Annotated in this window: 29 protein-coding genes, 1 tRNA gene and 1 pseudogene; 26 read left to right on the forward strand and 5 right to left on the reverse strand. The window is 66.1% G+C overall.

The window, feature by feature from the left end; translation table 11 throughout:
• Positions 1 to 60: 60 nt before the first annotated feature.
• The gene (gene rocF, locus E5198_RS11865) at positions 61 to 1,008 is read right to left on the reverse strand and encodes an arginase (RefSeq protein ID WP_256659072.1); all 948 of its coding nucleotides are present in this window, start codon (positions 1,006 to 1,008) and stop codon (positions 61 to 63) included.
• Between the two features lie 160 nt (positions 1,009 to 1,168).
• Here rocF and E5198_RS11870 point away from each other — a divergent pair, with 160 nt between their 5' ends.
• The 26 genes from E5198_RS11870 (at position 1,169) to E5198_RS11995 (ending at position 23,132) form a co-directional block, all read left to right on the forward strand.
• Positions 1,169 to 1,600 carry an Lrp/AsnC family transcriptional regulator gene (locus E5198_RS11870; RefSeq protein ID WP_136490203.1) on the forward strand — a complete coding sequence of 144 codons (432 nt, stop codon included), beginning with the start codon at positions 1,169 to 1,171 and terminating at the stop codon, positions 1,598 to 1,600.
• A 245-nt stretch (positions 1,601 to 1,845) separates the two neighbouring features.
• Positions 1,846 to 2,625, forward strand: coding sequence for an ABC transporter substrate-binding protein (locus tag E5198_RS11875; RefSeq protein ID WP_136490204.1), 780 nt, complete (start codon positions 1,846 to 1,848; stop codon positions 2,623 to 2,625).
• Positions 2,626 to 2,694: 69 nt separating this feature from the next.
• Entirely contained in the window at positions 2,695 to 3,423 is a 729-nt protein-coding gene (locus tag E5198_RS11880; protein WP_136490205.1) for an ABC transporter permease, read from the forward strand.
• The gene (locus E5198_RS11885; RefSeq protein WP_136490206.1) at positions 3,420 to 4,133 is read left to right on the forward strand and encodes an ABC transporter permease; all 714 of its coding nucleotides are present in this window, start codon (positions 3,420 to 3,422) and stop codon (positions 4,131 to 4,133) included. Before E5198_RS11880 ends, E5198_RS11885 begins: the two co-directional genes overlap by 4 nt.
• Before the next feature lie 99 nt (positions 4,134 to 4,232).
• Positions 4,233 to 4,994, forward strand: a complete 762-nt coding sequence (locus E5198_RS11890) for an ABC transporter ATP-binding protein (RefSeq protein ID WP_136490231.1) — start codon at positions 4,233 to 4,235, stop codon at positions 4,992 to 4,994.
• Positions 4,995 to 4,998: 4 nt separating this feature from the next.
• A complete protein-coding gene (locus tag E5198_RS11895) occupies positions 4,999 to 5,490 on the forward strand; it encodes an Lrp/AsnC family transcriptional regulator (RefSeq protein WP_136490207.1) in 492 nt (163 codons plus the stop codon).
• 139 nt (positions 5,491 to 5,629) lie between these two features.
• Positions 5,630 to 5,706: transfer RNA gene (locus tag E5198_RS11900), tRNA-Met, on the forward strand.
• 166 nt (positions 5,707 to 5,872) lie between these two features.
• On the forward strand, positions 5,873 to 7,114 hold the full coding sequence (locus tag E5198_RS11905; protein ID WP_136490208.1) for a tyrosine-type recombinase/integrase: 1,242 nt from the start codon (positions 5,873 to 5,875) through the stop codon (positions 7,112 to 7,114).
• A 680-nt stretch (positions 7,115 to 7,794) separates the two neighbouring features.
• Complete coding sequence (locus E5198_RS11910) at positions 7,795 to 8,055, forward strand: helix-turn-helix domain-containing protein (protein WP_256659073.1); 261 nt, start codon at positions 7,795 to 7,797, stop codon at positions 8,053 to 8,055.
• Between the two features lie 81 nt (positions 8,056 to 8,136).
• Positions 8,137 to 8,481, forward strand: coding sequence for a hypothetical protein (locus tag E5198_RS11915; protein ID WP_136490209.1), 345 nt, complete (start codon positions 8,137 to 8,139; stop codon positions 8,479 to 8,481).
• Positions 8,478 to 9,005 (forward strand): hypothetical protein, encoded by a 528-nt coding sequence (locus tag E5198_RS11920; RefSeq protein ID WP_136490210.1) that lies wholly within the window; start codon positions 8,478 to 8,480, stop codon positions 9,003 to 9,005. The genes E5198_RS11915 and E5198_RS11920 overlap by 4 nt, the downstream gene beginning before the upstream one ends.
• Before the next feature lie 113 nt (positions 9,006 to 9,118).
• Positions 9,119 to 9,469 (forward strand): AlpA family transcriptional regulator, encoded by a 351-nt coding sequence (locus tag E5198_RS22200; protein WP_136490211.1) that lies wholly within the window; start codon positions 9,119 to 9,121, stop codon positions 9,467 to 9,469.
• The gene (locus E5198_RS11930) at positions 9,466 to 10,143 is read left to right on the forward strand and encodes a hypothetical protein (protein ID WP_136490212.1); all 678 of its coding nucleotides are present in this window, start codon (positions 9,466 to 9,468) and stop codon (positions 10,141 to 10,143) included. Before E5198_RS22200 ends, E5198_RS11930 begins: the two co-directional genes overlap by 4 nt.
• Entirely contained in the window at positions 10,143 to 10,802 is a 660-nt protein-coding gene (locus E5198_RS11935) for a KilA-N domain-containing protein (protein ID WP_136490213.1), read from the forward strand. The genes E5198_RS11930 and E5198_RS11935 overlap by 1 nt, the downstream gene beginning before the upstream one ends.
• A 104-nt stretch (positions 10,803 to 10,906) precedes the next feature.
• A complete protein-coding gene (locus E5198_RS11940; RefSeq protein WP_136490214.1) occupies positions 10,907 to 11,257 on the forward strand; it encodes a hypothetical protein in 351 nt (116 codons plus the stop codon).
• Between the two features lie 376 nt (positions 11,258 to 11,633).
• On the forward strand, positions 11,634 to 11,951 hold the full coding sequence (locus tag E5198_RS11945; RefSeq protein ID WP_136490215.1) for a hypothetical protein: 318 nt from the start codon (positions 11,634 to 11,636) through the stop codon (positions 11,949 to 11,951).
• Complete coding sequence (locus E5198_RS11950; protein ID WP_136490216.1) at positions 11,948 to 12,178, forward strand: hypothetical protein; 231 nt, start codon at positions 11,948 to 11,950, stop codon at positions 12,176 to 12,178. Before E5198_RS11945 ends, E5198_RS11950 begins: the two co-directional genes overlap by 4 nt.
• 59 nt (positions 12,179 to 12,237) lie before the next feature.
• Positions 12,238 to 12,519, forward strand: coding sequence for a hypothetical protein (locus E5198_RS11955; RefSeq protein WP_136490217.1), 282 nt, complete (start codon positions 12,238 to 12,240; stop codon positions 12,517 to 12,519).
• An 80-nt stretch (positions 12,520 to 12,599) separates the two neighbouring features.
• Complete coding sequence (locus E5198_RS11960; RefSeq protein WP_136490218.1) at positions 12,600 to 12,905, forward strand: hypothetical protein; 306 nt, start codon at positions 12,600 to 12,602, stop codon at positions 12,903 to 12,905.
• Positions 12,902 to 13,486 (forward strand): hypothetical protein, encoded by a 585-nt coding sequence (locus E5198_RS11965; protein WP_136490219.1) that lies wholly within the window; start codon positions 12,902 to 12,904, stop codon positions 13,484 to 13,486. Before E5198_RS11960 ends, E5198_RS11965 begins: the two co-directional genes overlap by 4 nt.
• Positions 13,483 to 16,440 (forward strand): DUF927 domain-containing protein, encoded by a 2,958-nt coding sequence (locus E5198_RS11970; RefSeq protein WP_136490220.1) that lies wholly within the window; start codon positions 13,483 to 13,485, stop codon positions 16,438 to 16,440. Before E5198_RS11965 ends, E5198_RS11970 begins: the two co-directional genes overlap by 4 nt.
• A gap of 420 nt (positions 16,441 to 16,860) precedes the next feature.
• Positions 16,861 to 18,828: an ATP-dependent endonuclease gene (locus E5198_RS11975; RefSeq protein ID WP_136490221.1), complete on the forward strand. Its 1,968-nt coding sequence runs from the start codon at positions 16,861 to 16,863 to the stop codon at positions 18,826 to 18,828.
• Positions 18,829 to 18,830: 2 nt separating this feature from the next.
• Entirely contained in the window at positions 18,831 to 20,714 is a 1,884-nt protein-coding gene (locus E5198_RS11980; protein ID WP_136490222.1) for a UvrD-helicase domain-containing protein, read from the forward strand.
• A 36-nt stretch (positions 20,715 to 20,750) separates the two neighbouring features.
• Positions 20,751 to 21,002 carry a recombinase family protein gene (locus tag E5198_RS11985; protein ID WP_136490223.1) on the forward strand — a complete coding sequence of 84 codons (252 nt, stop codon included), beginning with the start codon at positions 20,751 to 20,753 and terminating at the stop codon, positions 21,000 to 21,002.
• Positions 21,003 to 22,024: 1,022 nt separating this feature from the next.
• A complete protein-coding gene (locus tag E5198_RS11990) occupies positions 22,025 to 22,420 on the forward strand; it encodes a hypothetical protein (protein WP_136490224.1) in 396 nt (131 codons plus the stop codon).
• A gap of 232 nt (positions 22,421 to 22,652) precedes the next feature.
• Positions 22,653 to 23,132 carry a hypothetical protein gene (locus E5198_RS11995; RefSeq protein WP_136490225.1) on the forward strand — a complete coding sequence of 160 codons (480 nt, stop codon included), beginning with the start codon at positions 22,653 to 22,655 and terminating at the stop codon, positions 23,130 to 23,132.
• Here E5198_RS11995 and E5198_RS12000 read toward each other — a convergent pair.
• The 4 genes and pseudogenes from E5198_RS12000 to E5198_RS21535 all read right to left on the reverse strand — a co-directional run.
• Positions 23,114 to 24,031, reverse strand: coding sequence for a DMT family transporter (locus tag E5198_RS12000; protein WP_136490226.1), 918 nt, complete (start codon positions 24,029 to 24,031; stop codon positions 23,114 to 23,116). The two genes, E5198_RS11995 and E5198_RS12000, sit on opposite strands and share 19 nt — an antisense overlap.
• 159 nt (positions 24,032 to 24,190) lie before the next feature.
• The gene (locus E5198_RS12005; protein WP_136490227.1) at positions 24,191 to 25,516 is read right to left on the reverse strand and encodes an NAD(P)/FAD-dependent oxidoreductase; all 1,326 of its coding nucleotides are present in this window, start codon (positions 25,514 to 25,516) and stop codon (positions 24,191 to 24,193) included.
• Positions 25,517 to 25,583: 67 nt separating this feature from the next.
• Complete coding sequence (gene rimI / locus E5198_RS12010; RefSeq protein WP_136490228.1) at positions 25,584 to 26,036, reverse strand: ribosomal protein S18-alanine N-acetyltransferase; 453 nt, start codon at positions 26,034 to 26,036, stop codon at positions 25,584 to 25,586.
• Positions 26,033 to 26,576 (reverse strand): annotated as a pseudogene (locus E5198_RS21535) (energy transducer TonB); the annotation flags it as partial. The pseudogene E5198_RS21535 and the gene rimI, both read right to left, overlap by 4 nt.

The following is a 26,576-nucleotide window of genomic DNA, read 5'->3' on the forward strand; positions in this document are numbered from 1 at the left end:
AGCAAACGACCGGGGCAGCCCTGCGGCGGCCCCGGTCGTCATGCCGGGGGGAGGATCGCGTCAGCGCGCGGCGCGCATCAGCGTCGACTTGCCGAACAGGCTCTCGGTCAGCTCCACCGCCACCCGTGCGGTGCGGTTGCACTGGTCCAGCGCCGGATTCAGCTCGACGATGTCCAGCGAGCGCAGCAGGCCGGTGTCGGCGATCATCTCCATGCACAGCTGCGCCTCGCGGTAGCTCGGCCCGCCGGGTACCGTGGTGCCGACCCCGGGGGCGATCTCCGGGTCGAGGAAGTCGACGTCGAAGCTGACGTGCAGGTGGGTGTCGTCGTCGAGGTCGGCCAGCGCCTGCTGCATGGCGGCGCGCATGCCCACCTCGTCGAGGTAGCGCATGTCCATCACCTCGAGGCCGGCCTCGTGGACGCGCACGCGCTCGCCCTCGTCGACGCTGCGGATGCCGATCTGGCGGATCCACTGCGGCTGGATCGCCGGCACCGCGCCGGCCATCTCGACCAGCTCGCGCGGGCCGTCGCCGCACAGGCAGGCCACCGGCATGCCGTGGAGGTTGCCCGAGGGGGTGAGTTCGGAGGTGTTGAAGTCGGCGTGGGCGTCCAGCCAGATGATGCGCAGCTTCCTGCCGGTATCGCGGCAGTGGCGGGCCACCGCGCTGATCGAGCCGACGCCCAGGCAGTGGTCGCCGCCGAGCAGGATCGGCAGGCGCTCCTCGCGCAGTTCGGCGTAGATGGCATCGTGCACCGCCTGGTTCCAGGCGATCACTTCCGCCAGATGGCGGTAGCCCTGCCGCGGCGGCAGCCAGGGATTGGCCGGGCCGCTCAGGTTGCCGCGGTCGAGCACGTGGAAGCCGCGCTCGCGCAGCGCGCTCTCCAGGCCGGCGACGCGCAGGGCCTCCGGCCCCATGGAGGCACCGCGGGCGCCGGCGCCGACATCGGTGGGCGCCCCGACCAGGCTGACGGTCTTGGGCAGGGGGGACGGGGCATGAAAGGCAGACACGATGGCGGCTCCGGTTGAGTGAAATGGTGGGAAAATTCTAGGAAAGAGGCCGCCTAGCAGATAGATAGATAAATTACATTTTTCGTACAATGACAAAGCAAAAAGACAGGTAAAGCTGACGTTTTGTCAAAAACCCTTCCCGCCCAGCCCGGTGACGCCCATGCATGACCAACCCGATGACCTCGACCGCCGCCTGCTCGCCCTGCTGCGCGAGGACGGTCGCGCCTCCACCGCCGCCCTGGCCGAACGCCTCAAGGTGTCGCGCGGCACGGTGCAGAACCGCATCGACCGCCTGCAGCGCTCCGGCCTGCTGGTCGGCTTCACCATCAAGCTGCGCAACGAGCTGGAAAGCAGCGGCGTGCGCGCCATCACCCTGATCGAGCTGCGCGGCGGCGCCAGCGACGCGGTGATCGCCGCCCTGCGGCAGATCCCCGAGGTGGTGCAGGTGCATACCACCAATGGCCGCTGGGATCTGGTGGCGGAGATCCATACCGGCACCCTGGTCGAATTCGACCGGGTGCTGCGCGAGCTGCGCGCGATCAAGGGCGTCGCCAACTCGGAGAGCAACCTGCTGCTGGCGGCCTACAAGTGAGGGCGCTCGTACAGATTTGCGACACCGCCGGCGCCCTGGGAACATAAAAGCAGCAGGCGACAGCCGATTCTGCTGTTTCCGGTTTTTTAACAACGATTTCTTGCCCGGCGGACAGCCCTTTACGACACCAATGGCGGCACGCCACAGGTCATTCTCTGTGCCCAGCCGATGCCGGCCCGGCGGTCCACACCGCCCGGTCCAGGCCCGTGGCACAACAAAAACAAGACCTACAGTGGAACACCTCCATGAAAAAATTCTGCACGCTGGTAGCCGCAGTCGTCCTCCCCCTGTCCGCCGGACTGGCCCAGGCCAAGGAGTGGAAGGAAATCCGCTTCGGGGTATTCCCCGACTATCCGCCCTTCGAGTCGGTGGCCGCCGACGGCAGCCTCAAGGGCTTCGACATCGAGCTGGGCAACGCCATCTGCGCCAAGCTGGAGGTCAAGTGCACCTGGGTGACCAATGACTTCGACGGCCTGATCCCCGCCCTGCGCGCCCGCAAGTTCGACGGCATCATGTCGTCGATGGCCGTCACCCCGGCCCGCGAGAAGCAGATCGACTTCTCCGACAAGCTGTTCCTCAGCCCCACCTCGGTGGTCACCCGCAAGGACGCCGGCTTCGGCGAAACCCCGGAATCGCTCAAGGGCAAGCAGGTCGGCGTGCTGCAGGGCTCCATCCAGGAAGTCTACGCCCGCGCCAAGCTGGCCCCGGCCGGCGCGCAGATCAAGGCCTACCAGTCGATGGACCAGAACTACGCCGACCTGGCCAACGGCCGCCTCGACGCCATCGTCACCGACAAGCTGGAGGCCGAGCTGAACTTCCTCTCCCTGCCCAAGGGCCAGGCCTTCCACAGCGGCCCGGCGATCCTCGACCCGGGCCTGCCCTCGGTGATCGCCATCGGCCTGCGCAAGAACGACGCCGAGCTGAAGGCGCTGCTCAACAAGGGCATCGCCGCCCTGCACGCCGACGGCACCTACAAGGCCATCGAGCGCAAGTACTTCGGTCCGCAGGACATCTACCACGAGTAAGCGCGCCACCGCCCGGCCCGCCTGCCCAGGCGGCCGGGCCCCGCCCTCGCCATTCCGAACAGGTATTCCATCGTGAATGACCTCCTGCTCTCCCTCGGCCTGCCGGTCATCGACCTGCACGGCTTCGGCCCCCTGTTGCTGCAGGGCACCTGGATGACGCTGAAACTGGCCGCGCTGTCGCTGCTGCTCAGCGTGGCCCTCGGCCTGCTCGGCGCCAGCGCCAAGCTCGCCCCGCTGCGCTGGCTGCGCCTGCTGGCCACCGGCTACACCACGCTGATCCGCGGCGTGCCCGACCTGGTGCTGATCCTGCTGATCTTCTACAGCCTGCAGACCTGGCTCAACGAGCTGACCGACGCGCTGGGCTGGGACTACATCGAGATCGACCCGTTCAGCGCCGGCGTGGCCACCCTCGGCTTCATCTACGGCGCCTATTTCACCGAGACCTTCCGCGGCGCCATCCTCAGCGTGCCGCGCGGCCAGCTGGAGGCGGCCACCGCCTACGGCCTCGGCGCGCTCAAGCGCTTCCGCCTGGTGCTGTTCCCGCAGATGATGCGTTTCGCCCTGCCGGGCCTCGGGAACAACTGGCTGGTGCTGCTCAAGGCCACCGCGCTGGTGTCGATCATCGGCCTCTCCGACCTGGTCAAGGCGGTGCAGAACGCCGGCAAGAGCAGCGGCGAGCCGTTCCAGTTCCTGATCATCGCCGGCCTGCTCTACCTGCTGATCACCAGCCTGTCCAACCTGGTGTTCCGCCGCCTGGAGCGCCACTACAACACCGGCATCAAGGAGCTGGCGCCATGATCGAGCTGCTGCAACAGTACGGCCTGGCCTTCCTGTGGAACGACGGCTACAACCTCTCCGGCCTGGCCATGACCCTCTGGCTGCTGGTCGCCTCCATCGGCCTGGGCTTCGTCCTCGCCCTGCCGCTGGCCATCGCCCGCGTGTCGCGCAACCGCCTGCTGCGCTGGCCGGTGCAGTTCTACACCTGGCTGTTCCGCGGCACGCCGCTGTATATCCAGCTGCTGATCTGCTACACGGGCCTGTACAGCCTGGAGGCGGTACGCTCCCAGCCGCTGCTGGACGCCTTCTTCCGCGAGGCGATCAACTGCACCATCCTGGCCTTCGCGCTCAATACCTGCGCCTACACGGTGGAGATCTTCGCCGGGGCGATCCGCAACATTCCCCACGGCGAGATCGAGGCCGCCCGCGCCTACGGCCTCACCGGCTGGCGCCTGTACGTGCACCTGATCATCCCCTCGGCACTGCGCCGCGCTCTGCCCTACTACGGCAACGAGGTGATCCTCATGCTGCACGCCACCTCGCTGGCGTTCACCGCCACCGTGCCGGACATCCTCAAGGTCGCCCGCGACGCCAACGCCGCCACCTTCATGACCTTCCAGGCCTTCGGCATCGCCGCCCTGCTCTACATGCTGCTGTCCTTCCTGCTGGTCGGCCTGTTCCGTCTCGCCGAACGCCGCTGGATGACCTTTCTCGGCCCAACCCGGGGGTAACTCGTGATGAACCAGACCGCCTACGCCATGCCCGCCAGCCCGGCCGGCCTCCTCTCCACCCGCGCCGCCGCCCAGCCGCGCAGCGTCGCCGGCACCACCCTGCACAAGCTGCAGGTGGCCGACCTGCACAAGCGCTACGGCGACAACGAGGTGCTCAAGGGCGTCTCGCTCGACGCCCGCAGCGGCGACGTGATCAGCCTGATCGGCACCAGCGGCTCGGGCAAGAGCACCATGCTGCGCTGCATCAACTTCCTCGAGCAGCCCGACTCCGGCAGCATCACCCTCGACGGCCAGACCATCGCCATGCGCCAGGGGCGCAACGGCAGCAGCGTCGCCGACAAGGCCCAGCTGCAGAGCCTGCGCACCCGCCTGGCCATGGTGTTCCAGCACTTCAACCTGTGGAGCCACCTGAGCGTGCTGGACAACATCACCATGGCGCCGCGCCAGGTGCTCGGCGTCCCGGCCCGCGAGGCCGAGGAGCGCGCCCGCGCCTATCTGGACAAGGTCGGCCTGCCGGCGCGGGTCGCCGGGCAGTACCCGGCGTTCCTCTCCGGCGGCCAGCAGCAGCGCGTGGCCATCGCCCGCGCGCTGGCCATGGAGCCGGAGATCATCCTGTTCGACGAGCCGACCTCGGCCCTCGACCCGGAACTGGTTGGCGAAGTGCTCAAGGTGATCCAGACTCTCGCCGAGGAGGGTCGCACCATGATCATGGTCACCCACGAGATGGGCTTCGCCCGCCAGGTCTCCAGCCAGGTGCTGTTCCTCCACCAGGGCCGCGTCGAGGAGCAGGGCACGGCGCAGATCCTCGACCATCCGTCCAGCGAACGCCTGCAACAGTTTCTCTCCAACCGCCTGAAGTGATGCCATGTCCGACGCCAGCCCCGACCACAACCTGCCCCTCGACCGCATCGACCAGGCGATCATCGAGGTGCTGCGCCACAACGGGCGGATCACCTACCAGAAGCTCTCCGAGCTGGTGCACCTGACCCCGCGGCCGTGCCTCGAGCGGGTGCGCAAGCTGGAGCGCATGGGGGTGATCCTCGGCTACGGCGCCATCGTCGACCTGCAGCAGGTCTCCCCCGGCCTGTCGCTGCTGGTGCTGGTGGCGCTGTCCAACCAGAGCGGGCGTGCCGCGCAGAAGGCCTTCGAGGCCTGCATGCGCGCCTGCCCGCAGGTGCTCGAGTGCCGCCTGATCAGCGGCACCTTCGACTACAGCCTGCGCATGCGCTGCCGCGACATGGAGCACTACCGGGTACTGACCGAGGCCTGGCTGGACAATCCCGAGCTGCACATCGACAAGCTGGTCGCCCACCCCGAGCTGGCCACGGTGAAGAACCCCGCGCCCATGCCGGGCTGAGGAGCGGCACTGCGGCCGTCATGCCGGACGGCTGCTCACCGGCAACCATGGGACGGCGGCAAGCGTTTGATCGGACTGGATTTTTTTCTGCATCGAGGGGTTGACAGGCGCCCCGCCGGAGAGAATAATGCGCGCCGTTGGCTACGTAGCTCAGCTGGTTAGAGCACGGCATTCATAATGCTGGGGTCCGGGGTTCAAGTCCCTGCGTAGCCACCAAATCAATGTTTCAGGTTGTCTCTCGATGTACCTGAAACGCCCCAAGAAGCCCGCCTAGTGCGGGCTTTCTTGTTTCTAGCTGTCTCTCCTTGTCTCCCTACAGCACTGGGCACCGTGTATGCCCCTGTGTATGCTTCGTGATTAGTTGAACCCGAGGCATACAAGGATGAAGCGAGCCGATATCAAGCGCCGCCCGCTGGCGGATACCACCCTGGCCAGCCTCGAACCCGAGGCCAGCGTCTACCGCGAACTGGACGGCAACGGCCTGTACTTCCGGGTCAAGCCCAACGGGCAGAAGTCCTGGGAACTCCGCTACAAAAAGCCGGACGGCAAGTGGTCTTGGCTGGGGCTTGGCGGGTATCCCGAGGTGAGCGGTGCCCTCGCCCGCCAGAAGGCTGCCGAGCTGCGTGCCGATCAGGCCGCAGGCAAGAATCCCATCGTGAGCAGGCAGGCCCGCAAAGCCGCCGATCTGGCCGCCAGCAACAGCACGTTCGAGGCCCTGGCGAGGGAGTGGCACAGCTCCCGTCTGGCCGGCTGGGACTCCGGCACGGCAAAGCGCATCCTCGGCGCCCTGGAGTTGCACGTGTTCCCCACCGTTGGGAAACGAGCCTTCGTCGAGATCACCACCATGGAATGGCTGGAGCTGCTGCGCGGCATGGAGCGCAAGGGCATTCTCGAGCAACTGAGCAGGGTCCGGGCCTACTGCAAGGACGCCTACGACCTCGCCCGAGTGACCGGACGCGCCAGTACCAACCCCCTCGAAGGTCTGCACAAGTTCATCCAAGCCCCAACCGCCGACAACTACGCCCACGTCTCCCTCGATGAACTGCCGGCCCTGCTGCGCGCTATCCGGGCCTATCCCCATGCCCATGACGTGCGCCTCGGGCTTCACCTGCTGTCCCTGCTGGCCGTCCGCCCTTCCGAGCTGCGCGAAGCCGAGTGGACCGAGTTCGACCTTGACCGCCAGCTGTGGACCATCCCCGAGCACCGCAAGGGTCGGAAGGGAGGTCGAGAACACCTGGTGCCACTCCCCCGCCAAGCCATCGAGGCCCTCGAGGAGCTGCGCACCATCACCGGCGCCTATCCCCTGCTCTTCCCTGGGCGCAGCGACCGTACCAAGCCCCGCAGCGACACCGTGTTCCTGATGGCCCTGCGCCGCCTCGGTTACGAAGGCCGGCAGACCGGCCACGGCTTCCGTCACCTGGCCAGCACCATCCTCAACGAACACGGCTTCGACGCCGACCACATCGAGGCCCAGTTGAGCCACAAGGCTCCCGGCGTTCGCGGGATCTACAACAAGGCCAAGTACCTGGAACAGCGCCGCGCCATGGTCCAGTGGTACGCCGATCACCTGGACGAACTCGCCACCGGCAACGTGGTGCAAGGCCAGTTCGGCAGGGCCTTGTAGCGGGGCAGTTTCAGTACCCCTCGCTTTTTGCGTGTTCCACGTGTTCCGGTGTTCCGCTTTTGCGCAAGCCATTGATTTAAAAGGATTTAACTGGCGTCTCAAGCTGGAACACCGATTTCGTTCCGCCGTGTTCCAAGGTGTTCCATGTGTTCCGCTTTCGGCCCTCTCGACGGATCGCCGAAAAGACCGCAAACCCGCGCCACTCCTGGGCCACAGCCGACTAAGGCCTCACAAGCTCGACACCAGCAGTTGGCGGATTTCCTAACGCAACAGCCCCTGGCTCGCATGGGCTACCACTCCCCCTCACCTCAACGAGGATCATGCCCCCACTTACTGGCACGTCTATCAGAAAACGGGCATGAGAAACGGCAAGGCTACCGCCCTTCCCTGGCGGCCCGCTGTTCGCCGGCTAGCTCGAACGAAGGGCAGCCCGGTGCAGCGCGAAGAACGCACTGCGGTCATGGGGCAAGGGGGCACAACCGTTCGTCGCCGCGTTGGGGATCATTCGGCACCTTTCAGCACCTTTCGGCACCTAGCTCTAAACGCATTCAACGCCTGACGACAAAGCCAAAAAATGCTTGTAGATAGATAGCCCTCATCAACAAACGCGAGGGCTTATCAAAGTGCACAACCAGTCGCTGGATGCAATGCGCCCTCGTCTCAACCCGAGGGCCTACCTGATGAATCCCACCCCAGCCGTCCACGCGGTGCCCGCCCCCCAGCCGGCTATGCCGGCCATTCTCAACCCCTCCGACCTGCTGACTCCCGAAGCCGCGGCCACGCTGCTGGGCATGTCGAGCCGCACCCTGGCCACCTGGCGCAGCAAGCGCCGCCACGGCCTTCCCTACATCCGCGTTGGCGGCCGCATCCGCTACAGCAAGACCGCCTTGCTGAACTGGCTCCAGTCGCGCCACCAGACCGGCGCCTTGCCTCCCCAGTAGCCCAACCACACAAGCGCCCCGCTGCTGCCGAGCCCCTTGCTGGCCGGCACAGAAACCATTTAGCGAACTGGAGCCAACCGGATGAAAGAACTGCAGCAGAAAAGAAACCAGACAGCCCGCGACCTGCATGCGGCAGAAGAGCGGATGACAGCCATGCAACGCGAGTACGCGCGTGCCGCAGAATCGGGCCAGAGCGGGTCGGGTAGTTACACGGCCAATGAGGCCCCCGTGAATCGCACTCAGGTCAGAGAGCTTTCCGAGGCCGCGCGCCTGCAAAAAGCGATTCAATCGCTCGACCGTGAAATCGCCGACAAGCGCCGGGATCTGGCCGACCTGGATCGAGCCATCGCCTTCTACGGAGAAATGGCGTCAGCAGAAACCGAACTACAGCAGGCGGTCGAGACTCGCAGAAACTGGGCGCGTTGAAAACCCAGCGCAAAGAGCTGGCCGAGCGTCTGGAGACGCTCAAGAGCGACGCGGCGCAGGCGCTGGAAGACGCCATCGAGCATGAACGAAGCTGCGCAGACGCCTATGCCAAGGCGCTCAGAAACAACGCCGCAGGCACAGATGCCGCCGGCGAGGCGATGAGCAAAGCCTCTACCGCACTATCTCTCGTGAAGCAGCAGAATGCCGGTAAGCAGCAGGTCTTCCTCACCTTGGAAGCCGAGCTGGAAAGTCTGGACAAGCAAATATCCGCGACCAACGAAGCCATCGAAGAAGCGCAGCGCGCCGCATACCGCGCCAAAGCTATCGAGTTGGGGATTCGCTGGGATGAGCAGGTAACCCAGCTCATGAGCCTGGGCAGCGAACTACTGGCCGCCCGCATGGCCGCAGGCATGACGACCAAAGAGCTGGACAAGCTCATGCTCCCGCGCTTCAGCACCTATCGCGCCGCAGCTGCCGACGCCGCCGAATTGAAGCGCATGGCCGCCGAAGTTATCAGCCATTGATATTTGGACGGCCCGCTTACAGGCCGTCATCACGGATACCGCCGGCATGACTTCATCACCTGGCTGCAATGCGACCACTGCGGTGCGGCCATGTCGGCAAAGGAGAAGGTCTGATGCACCAACCTACCCAAGCTCCCCGCGCACGTTCTGCAGCACTTCCGAGCGCTCCGGCAACGCTGGCCACCACCGTCCGCCAGTTGAACGCAACGACCACCAGCAAGCCCACTCGCGCAGTGAAACCTTTCGACCCAGAAACCACACTGATCCGCATGCCCGAGCTGCTGGCCATCACCGGCCTCGGCGGCCGGGCGACCGTGTACAAGCTGCTCAAGGACGACCCGAGCTTTCCCAAGCCCGTGTCATTGACCGGCGGCACCTCACGCAACGCGCCCATCGCCTGGGTACTCGCCGAAGTGCAGGACTGGATTCGGGCACGCATCGCCGCCCGGGGGAGCGCCGCATGAGCAAACAGCCCCGTTACCAGCCCGGCCCCTTCCGCGACACCTACGGCCTCGGCTTCCTGTTCCCACACCAGCACAGCGCCGGCCCGCTGCAGCGTAACCGCATCATCGCGGCCGTGAGCTGGGACGGCGACGAAGCCCAGTTCGTCAACGCTGCCGGCCTGGTCGTCCCCTGCACGGCACTGCTCGACCTCCCCACGACGCTGGCCCGCGCTACCCGCCGGGAGTACGGGGCGATCATCGGCGATGGCCAGTTCGCCAAGCCCGCACATGTGCTCAAGGCCCTGGAAGGCGCCGGCACGCTGCGCAAATGGGTGACCTACCACTTCGAGCCGGGCGACCTCCGCTTCTACTGCGACGACGACACCGCCTGGGAAGCGCACGTGCAACGGGAAGTCGCCCCGCTCGATGCCAAATACATGCGGGAGGCCGCCGAAATTGAGCGTCAACTAGCGCTGCGCCAGCAGCGCCACCGCATTGCCGTCGACGACTTCGCCGCGTCTCTGCCTGCCCTACCCAGCCCCGAGGAACTGGAGCAGCGCAGCCAGCAGAGAATCGCCGAAGAGCGCGCCAATCTCGACCAGCACCGGCGCGCGCTCCTCGAGCACGACCGGAGACTGAGCGCCTGGCTGCAGGGCGAACTGCAGATGCCGCCCCTGCTGCGGGGGGCTGCGTGATGGCAAAGGCGATCATCCCTCACGACTACCAAGGCCAGCCTGTAAGCTTCAATGACACCGGTTGGATCAATGCAACCGAGGCTGCTGCGCGATTCGGCAGGCTACCGCATGAATGGCTGCGCCTTCCCGATACGGTGGCCTACCTGGAAGCGCTGGAGCGTACATGCGGGAAAATCCCGCATGTAAAAACCAGTCGAGCCCGTGCGGATCGTGGCGGCGGCACCTGGCTGCATCCCAAGCTCGCCGTAGCCTTCGCCCGCTGGCTCTCGCCGGATTTTGCCGTCTGGTGCGACATGCAAATCGACGCCCTGCTACGCGGTGACGGCAGCCACTGGGCGACCGCCCGACGCGAAGCCACGCTCGGCCACCGCGCCATATGCGACGCCGTGGCGCTCAACTGCGAGGCACGCGGCAAGACGCCCCAGCGGCACCACTTCATCAACGAAGCCCGGCTCATCAACGAGGTGATAACCGGCGCCTTCGCCGGCCGCAGCCGCGACCAGTTGAATACCGCCGAACTGGAGATCGTCACCCTCGTCGAGCTCCGCGACACGGCCCTGCTCGGCGCAGGCATGAGCTACGCCGAACGCAAGGCCAACCTGCTGGGCTACGCCCAAACCTTGCAAGCCAAGCATCTGCAGGGAGCGCCCACCGCATGACCAAACACACTTGGCTCCAGCGCGGCAATGTCCGAAAAAAGACGTTCACAGAACGGCGAGCAACCCAGCAATGTGAGCGCCAGCCACAACCGGAGCCCCGCCCGATGCTGCCCACCTTCCTGCCCCCTACCTGCCTCGACCTGCCGCCCGGGCACGCCGCCGGCCAGTTGCCGCCGCTGCGCCCGGACGATGCCAGGGCCCGCGAACTGCTGCGCGCTCTGTGCGAGCAGGTGAGCGCCGATGGCGCGCAGGTGCTCATCCTGTTCTGGCCCGATGGGCTGTGGACGCTGCTCGCCATCGACCCGCCCGCCGGCGCGGCCGTGGCCGACGCCCTGGAGCTGGTGCCCGTCCTGCTGGCCTGCCCCGAGGAGATGGCCACCATCCGCCAACGCGCCGCCGAAGGCCGCCGTCTCGTTCACCTGGTCATGCGCCAGCCACACGCCCCCCTGCACTGACTCAACAGCGCCCCGACCACACCACCGGGGCGAGGAGATCCCCATGCACGCGCAATCCACCACTTGCCCGTCGCACACGCTCGCACGCACAGCACACCGCCGGCTTGCGCCGGCCATCGGGCCGCGCTATGGTTCGCCCGTCACGGTCAATCCCGTGGCCGGGTTTGGCGACCCGAGTAGAAAAGGCGCACAGGCGCCCACCATCCCATTGCAGGCGCTTTTTTTGTGTCCGCAATGTCGTGTCATGGCGGCTGTGCGCGGGAGACCGAAAGGTCTGCCGGGTTCCTTTTCCCCGGTTCGCCAACCTGCGCACAGCTGCCACCAATATCGTTTGGCGACGATCCGTGGCAGCTCCACCAGAAAAGGAGCTGTACCCATGAAGCACGACCCCGCCCGCAATCCGTCCGCACTCCGCGACCGCGCCAGCGCCCACCGCGCCATGGCCATCGCCGCCCTGCACGCCGACTCTTCCCTGTCCGTCCGCCTCAAGCGCTACAACCACCACATGGCCATCGCGCGCAGCCTGGAAGACAGCGCCGCCCAGCAGCAGGCCACCAGCACCCGAGATCCGCGCGCCGCACTGACTTGGCTCAAGGCCGGCAAGGCGCTGCGTATCGACTCGCTCAACCTGCGCGACCACCTGCGCCACGTGCGCGCCCTGGCCACGCTGGAATCCCGTGGGGGTGCGAAATGAACCGCCAGGCCCTGACCCCTACCCAGATCATCGAAGCCGCCCGCCAGCGTCTGGCGAGGGCCAGGAGCGACGCCGGCATCGAGTTCGAGCGCGACTCCTCTATCGGCATGCTCAACACCCTGAAAGACCTGTGCCTGATCGACATGGACAGCTGGGGCGTGACCCGCACCGAGTTCGACGCCTTGGCCGACAGCCGCCGCGCGCGGCTGGAAGGGGGTTTGCAATGAATCAGCCCGCCCCTTCCCTGCTGGCCCACCTGCTGCGCGACCTGCTGGGGGAATAACCGATGAGCAATCAAAAACGCTGCCAGAAGGCGGCGAAGGCCCCGGCTTGCCCGGAGAAAGCCCGCCGCGCCCATGACGAGCTGTCGGAAGCCCCCGCCCTGATCCTCCCGGCCCGGCACCTGGACACACTGCGCGCTGCCAGTACCGCCTATCGCCGCCTGTTCGAGCTGCGCGCCACCAGCCCGGAGTGGCGCAAGGCCTATGCCGAATGGCAGCGGCTGGCCGAAGACCTCGCCGGCGCCGCCGTCCGCGAGTTCGACGCACAGCGGGAGCTGCAGCCATGACCGGCCTTCGACTCTGCCAGCCCGCCACAACCCAACGGCGCCAGCGCGGCGCCCTCGATCTGCCCAAGGATGAGCAAGCCATGCACCAGAACCTCTACGTTGCCGAACTGCTCGGCGTCCTGCCCGAGCCGTTGCCGCTCGAACTGGCCGAAGCGGTGGCCACCACCCTCGCTATCGGCGTGGACGAAATCGGCACCGGCCAACTGCCCGACGAAGGCGGCACCAGCCGCTGGGGCGTGTTCCGCGTGCATCTGGTCGTGCGCACCCAAGCCCGGGCGGAAACGGCCGCCCTGTGGCTGGCCCGCGAACTGGGCGACCCTCACCGCGCCTGCATCCTGCGCGACTGGCGCGAGCCGGGCCAAGGCCTGGCAGGGGGTGCCGTATGACTGCCGCCACGCCGATCAAGGCCGCACCGCGCGCACAAGCTGGCAAGGCGCCGAACCTCAGCCGTATCCCTCCGGCAGCGCAGCAGCAAGCCCCCAGCCCTCTGCGCGGCGAGCTGTTGAGCACCGCCGACACATTGCACGGCGCCGGCGAGGTGCTGCAGCAACTGCACGGGCTGTTCGAGGCCATCCGCAAGCTGGGCGGGCAGGACGTGCAACCGCTGGCACGTATCGGCGCCAACCTCGCCATGGAGTGGGCCGACACGCTGGACGCCCACGCCGAACGCGCCATCGCCCAATGCAACGCCGTCGACAACGGCTCATCGCTGACACCGGCGACACCGGCGACACCGACCACCAAAGCAGCCGCCCCCGTCGCCACCCTCTCCATGGCCGCCTACGACACGGCCACCCTGCACCTGGAGAGAGCCGAAACGCTGGCGGAAATACTCGGCGTCCTCGGCTGCAAGGGCATCAACGAACTCACGACCTCCGGCGTAACCGGGGCCTTCGACGGCCTGCTGGGCGAGCTGGTCGAAATTCGCGCGGCACTGGTGCAGGGCCTGCAAGGAGCTGACGCATGACCGAACAACGCCAACCCAAGCACCCCACCTTCGCCGAGGTGAAGGCCGCCGCCCTGCGCGCGATCGACCGCGTCTTGGCGCACTGGCTGCCCGGCGGCAAGCGCGTGGACGGCAACAAGGAATACACCGCGCCCAACCCGACCCGGGCCGACAAGCACGCCGGCTCGCTCAAGGTGAACCTGCGCCGCGGCACCTGGTGCGACTTCGCCACCGGCGACAAGGGCGGCGACCTGATCGACCTGGTGCACTACCTGGACGGCGGCAGCGACGTGGACGCCTGCAACACGCTGGCCGCCTTCCTGGGCGTGACCGCCGGCACCAGCCCGGCGCCGGCCGGTAACGCCGAGCTGGCCAAGGCGCCGACCTGGGCGCCGGTGCTGCCGATCCCGCCCGAGGCGATGGCCAAGGTGTTCAAGACCCACCGCAAGAACGGCAAGCCCTCGAAGGTCTGGGTCTACAAGGACGCCCAAGGCCAGCCGCTGATGGTGCTCTACCGCTTCGACCTGGAGCCGGACGCCGGGGGCAAGCCGCGCAAGGAATTCGCCCCGCTGACCTGGTGCCGCAACGCCAGCGGCGTCACGCAATGGCGCTGGGCGGGCCTGCCCGAGCCTCGGCCGCTGCTGCGCCTCGAGGAGCTGGCACAACGCCCCGGGGCGCCCGTGGTGCTCTGCGAAGGCGAGAAGTCCGCCGACGCGGCCGCCGTGCTGCTGCCCGACCACGTGGCCACCTGCTGGCCCAACGGCGCGCAGTCCTGGCAGAAGGCCGACTTCGCCCCGCTGGCCGGACGCGACGTGCTGCTGTGGCCGGACAACGACAAGGGCGGCCTCGCCTGCATGCAGGCGATTGCCGAGCGCCTGCGCCAGCTCGGCGCTGCTTCCGTGCGCCTGCTGTCGCTCGACGTGTTCAACTGGCAGCCGGCTGTGGTCGACGGCGCCGCCGTGCTCGAGGAGGGCGGCGAATGGCACGAAGGCGACGATGCGGCCGACGCGCTGGCCAGAGGCTGGACGGCCGAGCACATGGCCCAGCTGCTGCAGTCCGGCGAGCTGTACACGCCGGCGCCGGCGGCCGCACCAGCGCCACACGCCGATAGTGCAGCAGTACCGGCAGCCACCAAGACCACCAGCAGGCCCACCAGCGGCAGCAAACGCCAGCCGGCCCAGCCCAAGGGCAACACCGACAACGGCGCCGGCGAGCCGCAGGCGGGCTTTCGCGTCACGAATGCCGGAGTGTTCTACTGCGGCGACGACGGCGCCCCGGTGCCGGTCTGCTCGCGCCTCGACATTCTGGCGCGCACCCGCGACGACAAGGGCCACAACTGGGGCCTGCTGGTGGAGTTCGACGATCCGGACGGGGCGAAAAAGCGCCTCAACATCCCGGCACAGGCGATGGCCGGCGAGTTCGGCAAGGAAGTGGTCGGCCCGCTGGTGAGCATGGGCCTGCGGCTCGCGCAGGGGCGCAAGGCGCGCAACTGCAAGGACAACCTGCAGAGCTACCTGCAAGCCTACGACAGCCCCGAGCGCGCCCGCCTGGTCAACCGCCTGGGCTGGCACGGCGACGCCTACCTGCTGCCCGGCGAGCAGTTGGGCAGTGCGGCCGAACACCTGCACTTCTACGAAGCCGGCGCCGCGCTGCCGCCCATCGAGCAGGCCGGCACCCTCGAAGACTGGCAGCAGGGGCTCGCCCGCTACTGCGTGGGCAACCACCGGCTGGCCTTCGTGATGAGCACCGCCTTTGCCGGCCCCCTACTGCATCTGCTGGGCGCCGAGTCCGGCGGCTTCCACCTGTACGGCGACAGCTCGGGCGGCAAGACAACGCACCTCAAGGCGGCCGCCTCGGTCTACGGCGGGCCGCGCATGCTGCGCACCTGGCGCAGCACGGACAACGCCCTGGAAGGCACGGCCGCCGCCCACTCGGACGGGCTGCTGGTGCTCGACGAGATCCACCAGTGCGACGCCCGGGTGATCGGCGACACCGTGTACATGCTCGGCAACGGCACCGGCAAGACCCGCGCGAACGACCGGGGCTCCGTGACCAAGCAGGCCTACAGCTGGCGACTGCTGTTCCTCTCCACCGGGGAAAAGACCCTCGCCCAGCACATGGCCGAGGGCGGCAAGGAACTCAAGGCAGGCATGGAAGTGCGGATGGTCGGCATCCCTGCCGACGCCGGCAAAGGCCTGGGGCTGTTCGAGGAGCTACACGGCTTCCCCGACGCCGGCGAGTTGGCCGAAACCCTGACCAGCAACGCCGGCAGGTTCTACGGCACGGCGCTGCTCGCCTACCTGCGGGCCATGCTGGAGTCGAAGCCGCTGCCCAAAGTCTCCGAGGAGCTGGCACGGGTGACGGACCACTTCACCGCCAGGCTGCTGCCCTCCGACGCCGCCGGCCAGGCCCGGCGCGTGGCCGCACGCTTCGCCCTGGTCGCCACGGCCGGCGAGCTGGCCACCCGCCTGGGCGTCACGGGCTGGCCCGAACTGACCGCCTGGAACGCCGCGCGGACCTGCTTCAAGGCTTGGCTCGACGCCCGGGGCGGCGCCGGCAACCTTGAGGAGGAGGCCATCATCACCCACCTGCGAGCCATCATCGAGCGTTTCGGCGAAAGCCGCTTCACCCGCTGGGACGCCATCGCCGTCAAGACCGACGACCACGCCCCACGCACCACCGACCGCCTGGGCTTCCGCCGCACCATCGAGCACGGCGTGGGCGATGCGCTGTTCACCACGACGGACTACTACGTGCTGGCCGCCGTGTGGGCCTCCGAGGTCTGGAAGGGCTACAACGTGGCCAACGTCAACAAGGTGCTACTGGCCCGGGGCATCCTGACGCCCGGCACGGACGGCAAGGCCGCCTGCTCCGAGCGGCTGCCTGGGATGGGGAAGACGAGGTGCTACTTGGTGAGCGCGGCGGCGCTGAATGCCGATGGTTCGGGAGGGGCGCGATTGGCTGAGGTGGCTTGAGGGGAGAGCTGCCGCCGGCGTTGGCCGGCGGTTGGGCTCTCCGGCCTGAACAGCCTGCATCGTGCCCATCACTCAGCGTCCACGCCGCTCAACGCCTGCAAGCCTAGTAGAGCTCATCTTTCCCATACTGTCTGTGGATTTCCGCTAACAGCCCCGCTCGCAACTGACCGCATTCGCCCAAAGCGATCTGTAGTGATGGCCAGAAATCGGCCAGGACCGGACGATACGGGGTGAAAAGGGAATCCGTCACCTTTTCCCCCAATGATCTTGGGGTGTTAGAGCCGCTGGAGTGATGCCAGTGGCTTTTCGCTGCTCGGTCCCTGTAGTAGCTTCATTGCCTGCTTTATCTCTAAAGCAGTCACGAATCAGGCAGGGAAGTCATGCAAGCAATCTGGACCAGCTTCATGGAGGGTGCTCACGATGTTCATTGAGCGGCTCTCACTCACAAATTTTCGTTGCTTCGGGGCAGAAGCGACGCCAATCGACCTGACGCCTGGTCTTACCGCATTCGTCGGAGCCAATGGCGCGGGCAAAACGGCCGTAATGCAGGCGCTACAACGACTGTTCGGTGTAACCAACGAACAGCGCCGTATTCGCCGGCAAGACTTTCATATTCCTGCAACTGAAGTGGTCACACCCCAGCAGCGTCATTTTGTCATCGAGGCCGTTCTTGCCTTTCCCGAATTGGACGTTGACGGTGGTGAGACGGCCGCCATCCCCGAGTTTTTCCAGCAAATGGCTGCCGATGAGGCAGGTCGGCTGAAGTGTCGCTGGCGGCTCGAAGCAACCTGGACCGATGACGGCTCGCTCGACGGCATCATCGAGCAGAAATACTGGGCCGTCCGTACATTCGGCGACTTCACCGAAGACGCCTGCATCGAGCTGAAAGCAATTGACCGCGCGCGTATCCAGATGATCTATGTACCGGCCTCGCGCGATGGCTCCTCACAGGTAACTGCCTTCCTCCGCGGCCGCCTATGGCGTGCGATCAATTGGTCAGAGGGCGTACGCGAGACATTTTCTGATGCTGGAGCAAGGCTTAACAACGCTTTTGGGGGAGAAGCTGCAGTCGACGTGGTAGCCAATGCGGTACGGCAGCGTTGGCAAGAGGTACACACAGCCGGAACTGACACTACGCCTGTATTCCAGCCCGTTGATCTTCGGTTCCAAGAATTTATCCGCAAAGTCGAGGTTGTCTTTAGGCCTGATGAGGCTGGTCGAGAGCGCGCGCTTGACGACCTCAGCGATGGTCAACGCTCACTGTTTCACCTAGCCATGACTGCCGCGACCCTAGACGTCGAAAACATAATCTGTGTCGATCCAGTCGCCGCAGGTTTCCAACCTGGTGGCGTCCCGCTGCCTACGCTAACCCTCATCGCCATTGAAGAACCTGAAAACAATCTCGCACCCTTCTATCTGTCGCGCATCGTCCGGCAGGTAGAAGACCTGACACATGGCCAACGCGCCCAAGCGGTTATCTCAAGCCATTCGGCCAGCATTCTTTCGCGAGTTGATCCGGCACAAGTGAGATATTTCCGCCTTAATTCTGCTGACCGGACCTCGCGTGTGCTCCCAATCCGCTTGCCCGAGGGACAAGAGGAGGCGTCGAAGTTCGTACGCGAGGCGGTTCTGACCTACCCAGAACTCTATTTTGCTCGTTTCGCTGTTCTTGGTGAGGGGGCCTCTGAAGAAGTGGTTCTGCCTCGCCTCGCTACGGCAATGGGGCTCGACATTGATCGCTCCTTCGTGGCGGTCGTTCCGCTTGGCGGACGCCATGTCAATCATTTGTGGCGCTTGCTAAATGATCTCGAAATACCTCATGCAACCTTGCTCGATCTTGACTGGGGCCGCGACGGCGGCGGCTGGGGACGAGTCAAGACAGCCTGCACACAACTACTTGAGATTGGGATTACTCCTCAATCGATATTCGGTCAGTATCTCGATCCTGCTGGGCCGGCCGTCAATTTGGCAGCGTTCGATACTCTACCTGCAGAGAACATAACTCATATCAAAGAATGGACTAACTGGCTGCGCCAGTTCCATGTGTTCTTCTGTACCCCTCTTGACCTCGACTATTCGATGCTGCGTGCTTTCCCTGCCGCATACCAAGTAATAGAACCTGGCCGGCAGGGGCCATCGCCTCAAGGCGATCCCAGAACTGCAGTTCTGGGGGAAGCCGGTCGCGGTAATCTCTATGGCGCTGATGAAGATATCTCGCTGCGCTGGTATCGCTATCTCTTTTTGGGGCGTGGCAAGCCAAGCACTCATGTCCGCGTCCTAAGCAGTCACACACCCCAGGTCTTGGCAGCGAGCGCACCTGAAGAGTTGCGGGCTCTTCTTGCCTCCATCGTGGCCCGCTTGGAGCCGCCACCAGTGCCGGGAGTCTGACCATGCCTCTCATACGCCCAGAAGCCTGGCAAGTGCGTGGTATTGATGACTTGGAGCCAGCTGCTTGGTGCGCATTACGCCAGCCTGGCTCGGCATGCGTCGTCGCCGGACCAGGAGCCGGCAAGACTGAGTTTTTGGCACAACGAGCCGTCTACTTGCTAGAAACCGGCCTCTGCCCTGCGCCGTACAGAGTGCTGGCTATTTCCTTCAAAAGCGACGCAGCCGACAACCTCGCAGCGCGCGTACGCAAGCGCTGCCCAGCCGATCTCGCCAGCCGCTTCACTTCGCTCACCTTCGACGCTTTCACGAAGAGCCTGGTTGATCGTTTCCACGCGGCAATTCCCGTCGATTGGCGTCCCACACGCCCTTACGACATTGCTTGCCCCAAGCGCCCCCAAGTACAGGGGTTTCTTTACCGTACTCATCAGATCGCACCGCCTGAGTGGCAGAAAACAATAGCGGGCTTCACAGTCGAAAACTTCGAGTCGCATATAGCTGGGGCCTATAAACTCCCGAGCGCTTGCTCTCATCCGCAATCAGGAGAGGAATTTGCCATTCATCGCTGGTGGCTCGAGCAGCTTAACAACCAAACATGCTCAGCAATTACCTTCACCGGCCTAAATCGTCTCGCAGAGCTTCTGTTGCGTACTAACCCACATATCCGCCGGGCGCTTCAGATGACTTACCCCTTCGTGTTCGTCGATGAGTTCCAAGACACGACCTATGCCCAATATGACTTTCTTAGGTCAGCATTCGGCGGCACAGACATTGCTGTGACCGCAGTAGGCGATGATAAGCAGAGAATAATGACTTGGGCTGGCGCACGCCCTGATGCCTTCGAGCGCTTCGCTGCGGATTTCACGGCCACTCGAATCCCCCTGCTATTCAACTTCCGTTCATCCCCAGGTCTTGTGCAGATTCAGCACGTCGTCGCTAGGGCGCTCGACCCAAATGCGGCCCAGACAGTTGCGCAAGCACAAAACCAAATAGATGGCGATGTGGCTCAAGTTTGGAGATCTCAGACAAAGCAACAAGAAGCTGAATATCTTGCACGATGGCTGGTAGACGATATGGCATCCCGAGGTCGTGCTCCGCGCGACTACTGTATCCTCGTAAAGCAGAAGTCTGACGACTTCGAATCCGACCTGGCGCCTGCCTTATCACAACAGGGCCTTCGGCTCCGTAACGAAAGCCATGCGCTTGGTCGCACAACCCTGCAGGACTTGCTCTCTGATGAGTTTTCCAAAATCGCTATTGCGCTCCTCCGTCTTGGTGCAGACCGCAAGGCCCCTGCTGCTTGGCGGCATGCTGTTACCGCACTTCTAACCATCCGGGCAATAGCGCCGGACGACGAACTTGGGGAAATGCGTGTAGAAAATGAATTTACTGCGTTTCTTGCAAGGCTCCGCACCAGCATGGCAGCCAATGCGCCATCACGAGCTAATGCTGAGGCTTTCACCGATCAAGTCCTAGAGTTTCTGGATTTACCTGCAGTCAAACGGTCCTACATTGAGTACGCATCAGGGGATCTGCTAGCGCTCATGGCTGAAGCATTTCGCCTGCATTGCGCCGCATCGGCTGAGGGTGCACCAAGCTGGACAGCTTGCCTCGATGCCTTCGAGGGCTTAGCCCAGATTCCTCTGATGACAGTGCACAAAAGTAAAGGCCTCGAATATGACACCATTGTTTTTGTAGGCCTCGACGATCAGGCTTGGTGGGCTCACAGACCAGGCAATCAGGAAGGCTTAGCAACCTTCTTCGTCGCACTCTCTCGAGCAAAGCAGCGCGCTATCTTCACTTTCTGCCGGGAACGTGGCCAGCGTAGACGTGTAGCCGAGTTGTTCCAGCTTCTGACAGACGCTGGGGTGCCGGAGATCGCTATATGAACGCTAAGCCAATTCGGCAACCTCGACCTCGACGGCGTGGACCTGACCAGCGCCGCCGGCAAGCTGCAACTCACAGTGCTGGCTGCCGTGGCCGCCTTCGAGCGTGACCGGATCAGGGAACGCACCAAGGAAGGCTTGGCCCGCACCTCGAAGAAAGGCGGACGCCCCGAGGCGCTGGAAACCACCAAGGCGGTGCAGGCCTGCAAGGCCAAGGGCCTGACCCAAAGCCAAGCCGCCGCCGAGCTGGCCGTGAGCCTGCCCACCATCAAGCGCCACTGGAACAAGTAGGCGACCAGCGCCAACCCTCCGCCGGGCTGGCATCTGACCAGACCAGCAGCCCCCCGCCACTACACTCCCGCCCTCCTCGACTCAGCATAGCAGCGCCCCGCCCTTCGCCTGCCGGTCCGTGGTTGCCGTGGGCGTTCCTGCTGCTGGGCACCGAACCGATCAGCTGGCCCGCACCTCGAGGCCATCCCGCGCGCCGGTTGCCCGGCCTCGGTGCCCTGCGCCTGGTCCCCATCGCCGCCCTGACGATCTGCTGCGCCTATCCAGCAGGTGGAACAGCTGGCGCCCGCCCTGTTCGATGCCCGGAGGATGAGCACACGCGCATCCAAACACGCTGCAGCCCACGGCTGGCGCGGGTTTGCAGCCTGTTCGTCGATCCTTCGACCGCACTGAAAGCGGAACACCTGGAACACCTTGGAACACGCCTGAACAGAATCGGTGTTCCAGCTGGTGCCGCCCGTGAAGCCCTTGTAAATCAATGAATTGCGTAAAAGCGGAACACCGGAACACGTGGAACACCGGAAAAACAGCCTAACCGGAAAAGAACTGCCCCCGCCCCGGCACGGGAAGGTGCCCGCAGCGAGACGATTCCATTCCGTGCGCCAGCGATTCACCCAAGACGAACGCCCCAACGCCCTTGGCTTGGCACCGGACTACCGGGAGGGGGGCGGCAAAAGTCTAGGCAGGCCTCGAACGACGGGGGGAACCACGCTCACAGCTCCGGGAAAAATGGGAAGGGGGCCTTCTGCAAGTGGGCGCTCTGTGCTGCAAAGTAGGCTGGCAGGCGGAAGACTCAGCCCCAGCTGACCACCTGTCGGCCACCTGGTGCGGGTCCTTCCCGGAATGGGGTCAATCTACGGCGGCGTGGACCGCAAAATTTTTGCAGATGTGTCACCACATAGGGGGTTCCGCTTCCGCCCCCCTGCAAAGGAATGGCATGCAGGCAACCAGCCTCGAAAAGGTGAGCTCGAAGCATCGATCAGGTAGCCTGCGCAAGACTTGCCAGGACAGAGGAATAGGGAAGGATGAACTTCAACATCGTTGGGTTTACAGGCTACGACATCGCGCTGCTCGTGGCCTGCACTGCAGGGGCTGTGATCGGCAGCTTTGCCCAGGCGATCATGGCAACGATCCACCCTGACGGCCCTCCGAACAAAGAGGGCATCATGCACTTCGCTTCGCCTGAGCTGCAGAAGGCTCGTGGAACCTGGATAGCTCTTCGTCTCATGCTTGGTGCGATTCTGGGATTCGTCTTCGGGCTGTACTTCGTCGGCACCCTTCATGAGACTCCGGCGACCTTCGCCAAGGTGTGGGCCCTGTCCTTCATCGTCGGCTATGCCGCGCCGAAAATATGGCTGGCCAAGGAACAAGCAGTCCTGCAAAAACTCGAGAAAGCGGCATGCCGCCAGGTCGAGGATTGAGGGCACAGAGGCATACTTGTATGCCTATGTGTATGCCCAACCAATCAATGAAATGTAAAACCCTTTAGAATCAATAGGCTACGCAACCACTTCAAATGTCTGCGTACCACCAAATTCCGAAAAGGGCCTGCAGCGATGCAGGCCCTTTTTTCGTTTGTCTGCGCCATGCCCTGCCGGCTACGCTGGGCGGACCCCGAAGGACCCGGGGGTACCGCACAGGCCAGGAGGCCGCATGCACACTGACCGCACCCCACCGTTCACCGTCCGCTGCAGGCACAGCCTGGGGCCTCTGCTCGCCCTGCTCCTCATCGCCGGGCCGGCGGCGGCTGGAGCCACGACGCCCGCCGGCGAAGCCCCGCCGCGCCAGACCGAGTTCAACGAGAACAACTACCGCCCGCGGGAAATCGTCAACCGCCTGCCACCGCCGCCGTCCATCGCAAAGCCCAAGCGCAGCCCTACCCCGGCCAAGGCGGTCACCCGCTCGGCCAAGTGGACCTGGAAGAGCCGGCAGACCGTCGAGCGCGGCACCTTCAAGTGGCGCGAGCGCAACGGGCGCATCGACAATGCCAGCGTGTGCATGAACGAAAAGCCCGGCTCGCTGCGCTACCGCGACTGCCGGCGCGGGGCCAAGGTGGCCTTCGCCAGGCTGTGCCGGGAGCGCCGCGATCCGGCCGCCTGCCACGCGCAGAACAACTACTCGCCGCTGCGCTGAACGCTCGGCGCCGGACGGGTGGCCAGCAGCAGGCCGGCGAAGATCAGCACCCCGCCCAGCCAGTGGTAGAAGGCCAGCCGCTCGTCGAGCAGCAGCCAGGCCAGCAGTGCGGCGAACACCGGCATCAGGTAGCTGAACAGCGAGGCGCGCGCCGCACCGAGCACCTTGAGGCCGTGGTTCCAGGTCAGGTAGGCGAGCAGCGAGGCGAACAACGCGGTATAGCCGATGGCGCCGAAGGTCGCCGGCGTCGGCGCGAAGCCGCCGACACGGACCAGCTCGGCCAGGTAGAACGGCAGCATCAGCACCAAACCGAACAGGATCATCACCCCGAGCAGCGGCAGCGGCGCCAGCCCCAGGCGTGCGCCCCACAGGCGCATCAGCAGCGAATACAGCGCCCAGGCGGCCACCGCCAGCAGCATGATCAGGTCGCCGCGGTAGAAGTCGAGGGCGCGGAAGGTCGCCAGCTCGCCGCGGCCGATCAGCAGCAGCAGGCCGCCGGCGGCCACCGCCATGCCGAACCAAGCGCGCCGCGCCGGCCATTCGCCGAGCAGCAGGCCGGCGCCGAGGAAGGTGGCCAGCGGCAGGCAGGTGTTGAGCAGGGTGATGTTGATCGCCGAGGTGCTGTGCGCGGCGTGGTAGAGCAGCGAGTTGTAGCTGGCGATGCCCAGCCCGGCGACCAGCCACAGCCGCCAGCCAGCCGCGCGCACCACGGCCCGCTGCCGCCACAGGGCGGGGGCGACGAAGGGCAGCAGGATGGCCAGCGCCAGCGACCAGCGCCAGAACGCCAGCGCCATCGGCGGGATGCTGTCGGCCACCGCACGCGCCACCAGCGCATTGCCGGCCCAGCACAGGCAGGACAGCACCAGCCCGCCGGCCGCCCAGCCGTGACGCAGATTCATCGCCGGCCCTTCCCGCAGGAAAACGGCGACGCGATGGGCGAACGGGCGATGGACATGGGCAACTCCTTGCAGGCCAGCGCGGCACCATACGTAGCCCCAGCCCCGCTTGGCAAGCCTGTGCCAGAGCCGCTGCCAGGCGCCGGACCATCGCCGGCGAGATCAGCCTAGGGCGAGGACCTCCTCGGCCGCCCGTTCGCCGGCTTCCACCGCCCCCTCGAGACTGCCGGGCCAGCGCGCGGCAAGATCGGCACCGGCGAAGTGCACCCGCCCCAGCGGACGCCGCAGCAGGGCGGCCTGCAGGCTCCAGCCGCCGGCGGGCCAGTTCGCTGCGGCGCTGCGCAGGAAAGGCTCCTCGCCCCAGTCCTGCAGCAGGCACTCCAGAGGCGTGCGGGCCGCCTCGCCAAGCAGCCCGGCCAGGCCCTCCAGCAGGCGTACGCCGCGCGCCGGCTCTGTCAGGGCGGCCAGTCGCCGCGCCCACTCGCCGCTCAGTTGCACCCGCAGGGCGCCCTCGCCTGCGCGCACGGGCGGCATCTCGACGATCAGCCATCCGGCGTGACGGGCAGGCAACTCGATCCGCGGCAGACGCTCGCGCCAGAACGGCCGCTCATAGCGCAGGCGAACCTCCAGCGTCGCCTGCGGCAGCAGGTGGCGCAGGGCATGGTCGTGTCGGCCGGCCAGGGCCGGAAAGAAGTCGAGGCGCGCCAGCTGCAGCGCCGGCAGCGCCAGCACCACCCGCCGCGCGCGGTAGCTGCCGCCGGAGGTGACCAGCTCGACCCCGCGGGCATCCTGGCGCAACGCCAGCAGCGGCGCGTCGAGGATCAGGTCGTCGCCCAGTCGTGCGGTCAGTCCCTGACAGATCGCCTGCATGCCGGCCGCCGGACGCCAGTGGTTCAGGCCGAGACGCAGCTCGAGCAGTCCCGCGCTGCCACCATGGCGACGCAGCTGCAGCAGCGCCTGCAGCAGGGACAGCTGTTGCGGCCCGGCGCCGAACAGTTGCTCGGCCGTCGCCGCGAAGCACTGCCGGGCCGCCAGGCCCAGCCAGGATTGGCGCAGGGCGTCGGCCAGGCTGCACTGATCCAGCTCCCGCGCCAGCGCATGCTGGGCGGCCGGCTCGGGCGGCAGCTGGGCGGCCTGCCGCTCCAGCCGGCGCCAGAGGCGCTGCAGCTGCCAGCGACGCTGCCAGGGCAAGGCGTCCAGCGCCGCGTCGTGCAACGCTGCGCTGGCGGCGGCGGGATCGGGCGCCTGCAGCACCAGGCCCAACTCGTCGACCAGCTGGCGCAGGCGTGCCTGCCCCGGGGCGATACCGCCGGCGCCCAGCTCGACGAGCCGGCCAGCGGCGAAACTGCCGGTCAGGATGCGCCCGCCAATGCGCGGCGCCGCCTCCAGCACGCGCACGTCCTTGCCGGCCCAGCCCAGACGCCAGGCAGCCGTCAGCCCGGACAGGCCGGCACCGACCACGATCACCTCGGCACATGGCTGGGGCATGGGAATACTTTCCGGAAAACAGCACAGCGGCCCCGCCGCTGTGGCGCGACGGGCTCGCTGCGCGGGATCAGTCGAACAGCGGGCAGGCCATCACCAGCGCATCCTCCCGCCCGCCGACCGCCGGGTAGTAGTCGCGGCGACGGCCGATCTCGTTGAAGCCGAAGCGCTCGTACAGGCGGTAGGCCGACTGGTTGGAGGCGCGCACCTCGAGGAAGCACTCGTTGCCGCCGCGCTCGCGGGCACGCTGCATCAGGTGGGTGAGCAGGCGCAGGCCGAGGCCGCGGCCCTGGCTCTCCGGCTTGACGGTGATGTTGAGCAGGTGGGCCTCGTCGGCGATCAGCTGGATCACCCCGTGGCCGACCTGCTGGCTGCCCTCGTACATCAGCCAGCATTCGTAGGAGTTGAGGGCATCGGTGAAGATGCCGCGGGTCCAGGGATGGCTGAAGGCGGCGTATTCGATCTTGAGTACCGCATCCAGGTCGTCGGCGGTCATGCGCCGGAAACTTACCGCATCAGTCATGCTTCGTTCGTCCAGCGACGCATGGCGCGCCGCATGCTGTGCCACAGCTCGGCCTTCAGCGGCGGAGCTTCCATCAGTTGTTCCAGTCCCGGCAGGGTCCAGACATGGCCCAGGCCTGCCAGGTCGATTTCCCGACACGCCGCAGGCGCCTCTTCCTCGCCGGCGAAACGCGCGGCCGGCGTGCCGATGAGCCACACGCAGGCGGCCGGCTCCTGCTCCAGCTGGCCCTGCAGCACGGTGCGCACGTAGTCGCGCGCCGCCGCCGGGCCCTGGTCGAACTCGGGGTTGTTGCGGATCAGCGGCCAGCGGATCGGCTCGCCGAGCGGCCGCGGGCTGTCCGGCAGGCCGGCGGCGCGCAGCAGATCCTTGAGCAGGCGGTAGGCCGGATCGCGGCTGGCGAACGGCTCGCCGCTCGGCAGTTCGGTCAGCAGCAGGCAGTTGCCGGCACGCAGCAGCTGCAGGGCGAAACGCGGCGGCGGCTCGCGCCGCGGCGCAGGCGGCGGGGCGACCTCGGCCGGCGCTGCAGCCGCCTTGTCGGCC

This window comes from Pseudomonas sp. A-1 (assembly GCF_004801855.1).
In the GTDB taxonomy this organism is placed as follows: domain Bacteria; phylum Pseudomonadota; class Gammaproteobacteria; order Pseudomonadales; family Pseudomonadaceae; genus Geopseudomonas.